General features: G+C 47.0%; 1 protein-coding gene. It reads left to right on the top strand.

Features of this window, described 5'->3' with window-relative positions; genetic code table 11:
- On the top strand, window positions 1-1,135 hold a 1,135-nt coding region (locus B0A68_RS24595; protein ID WP_207763290.1), incomplete at both ends, for a hypothetical protein.

The following is a 1,135-nucleotide window of genomic DNA, read 5'->3' as shown; positions in this document are numbered from 1 at the left end:
GATACTATTGCTCCAGTTGCAAACTTAGCTTCACTGCCAGCTGTTACGGCACAATGCAGCGTAGCGAATATCACAGCACCAGAGGCGACGGATAATTGTTTGGGAACTGTAACGGGAACCACAACGACAACTTTCCCCATTACAGCATCGACAACAGTGGTTTGGACTTATAGTGACGGTGCAAATACATCCACCCAAAATCAAACCGTAACGATAGCTGATACTATGGCACCAGTTGCTAACTTGGCTTCACTGCCAGCCGTTACGGCGCAATGCAGCGTAGCGAGTATTACAGTTCCAGCGGCGACGGATAATTGTTTGGGAACTGTAACGGGAACCACAACCACAACTTTCCCTATTACAGCATCGACAACAGTAGTTTGGACTTACAGTGACGGTGTAAATACATCCACCCAAAATCAAACCGTAACAATAGCTGATACCATGGCTCCTGTTGCCAACTTGACTTCACTGCCGGCCGTTACGGCACAATGCAGCGTAGCGAATATCACAGCACCAGCGGCGGCGGATAATTGTTTGGGAACTGTAACGGGAACCACAACGACAACTTTCCCCATTACAGCATCGACAACAGTGGTTTGGACTTACAGTGACGGGGTAAATACATCCATCCAAAATCAAACCGTAACAATTGCTGATACTATGGCTCCAGTTGCAAACTTAGCTTCACTGCCAGTCGTTACGGCACAATGCAGTGCAGCAAATATCACAGCACCAGAGGCGACGGATAATTGTTTGGGAACTGTAACGGGAACCACAACGACAACTTTCCCCATTACAGCATCGACAACAGTGGTTTGGACTTACAGTGACGGGGTAAATACATCCATCCAAAATCAAACCGTAACAATTGCTGATACTATGGCTCCAGTTGCAAACTTAGCTTCACTGCCAGTCGTTACGGCGCAATGCAGTGCAGCGACTATCACAGCACCAACGGCGATGGATAATTGTTTGGGAACTGTAACGGGAACTACAACCACAACTTTCCCTATTACAGCATCGACAACAGTGGTTTGGACGTATAGTGACGGCATAAACACATCCATCCAAAATCAAACCGTAACAATTGCTGATACTATTGCTCCAGTTGCAAACTTAGCTTCACTGCCAG

The organism is Flavobacterium reichenbachii (genome assembly GCF_002217435.1).
In the GTDB taxonomy this organism is placed as follows: domain Bacteria; phylum Bacteroidota; class Bacteroidia; order Flavobacteriales; family Flavobacteriaceae; genus Flavobacterium; species Flavobacterium reichenbachii.
The sequence above is the reverse complement of the archived record's forward strand: the minus strand, read 5'-3'. Positions and strand labels throughout refer to the sequence as shown.